Here is a 1,294-nt window from a genome sequence, read left to right as displayed (position 1 = left end):
TCAGGTGGGTGAAGCCATGGCCATGGTCAAAGCGCTTAACCGGATCACGCTATCAGGAATGCCGAACAGTATTCGCATCACGTAACAATCGACCCGTATGGGGCGCAGTCGTTACAAGTTCTGATTTATTCAACAAAGCCTCAAAAACGTATACATTCCTTTACAGGGACTGACGCTGACTTCCGTTATTGAGCAGCGAATCGCACTGCTGTTTTTCTTGCCCGTTGTTATCAAGCTCGGCATTGAATGGCTAAACGGTTTCCATGAGGTGTTAATCTATCCCTGCCCTTTTATTGTTAATGATGAATGGCAGGATGATATCGGTCTGGTGCACGCCGGGCCAGTGGTGCAATCCGGACAAAGCTGGGATCAGGGTCCCATCATATCGAACTGGCAAGAAGTACAGGACAGTTTCGATTTATCGGGGTTTAATCTGGTCATTCATGAAGTCACGCACAAGTTGGATATCCGTAACGGCGGTGAAGCTACCGGTATTCCACCGATTCCTTTACGAGATGTGGTAGAGTGGGAAACGCAGTTACATGCAGCCATGGAAGCACTGCAAGATGAAATCGATCAAGTTGGAGAGGATGCCGCCGGCATGGATCACTATGCGGCCCAGGATCCGACCGAGTGCTTTGCGGTACTCTCTGAATATTTTTTCAGCGCACCAGAGTTTCTTTTCGAACGTTTTCCTACGCTTTATGGCTGTTTTAGTCGCTTCTACCAGCAGGATCCACTGGCGCGATTAAAATCCTGGCAGCAGGCGAATCAGCGGACCCCCGTGCTATATTGATGAAGAATTGGTCTTGGCTGTACACAACCTAAGCAATCAGACAATACGGGCGAATTTACCGTTGACAGCCTGCCAGCCGACCGATAATATTCGCCCCGCTCACGCAATTCCTCTGTAGTTCAGTCGGTAGAACGGCGGACTGTTAATCCGTATGTCACTGGTTCGAGTCCAGTCAGAGGAGCCAAATTTTTCAATGGGTTACATAGGTACCCCCCACCCTTCGGAATATTTCAGAATACCCGTTCAGAATTCCACATTTCACAACGTGCATAATCATTCAATAGTGCTTACGAGCATCGCCTAAGGAAGGTGCGATTTAATCGACATTCTCAGACTAGTTTTGCTTCTCGATCAGGAAGGCTTTGTTGAATAATAGGGAATAATGCTGTTATGACACGCCTGTTTTGGATTAAAATGCTGATCGCTCCGGGATGCATCACCACGCTCTGGATTTAACATACTGATTTTACGTCAAGGGAATCCGCAGCCTTTATGGCT

At 47.8% G+C, this 1,294-nt stretch carries 1 tRNA gene and 2 pseudogenes; all 3 read left to right on the top strand.

Annotated features, from left to right (window positions below):
- Positions 1-85: pseudogene (locus tag QZ506_RS16990) on the top strand (lipoprotein); the annotation flags it as partial.
- A 56-nt stretch (positions 86-141) separates the two neighbouring features.
- Positions 142-796 (top strand): annotated as a pseudogene (locus tag QZ506_RS16985) (zinc-dependent peptidase); the annotation flags it as partial.
- 108 nt (positions 797-904) lie between these two features.
- Positions 905-980, top strand: a tRNA-Asn gene (locus tag QZ506_RS16980).
- The last annotated feature ends 314 nt before the right edge of the window (positions 981-1,294 follow it).

The organism is Candidatus Symbiopectobacterium sp. (assembly GCF_020054415.1).
In the GTDB taxonomy this organism is placed as follows: domain Bacteria; phylum Pseudomonadota; class Gammaproteobacteria; order Enterobacterales; family Enterobacteriaceae; genus Symbiopectobacterium.
This window is presented reverse-complemented; position numbering and strand designations above follow the sequence as displayed.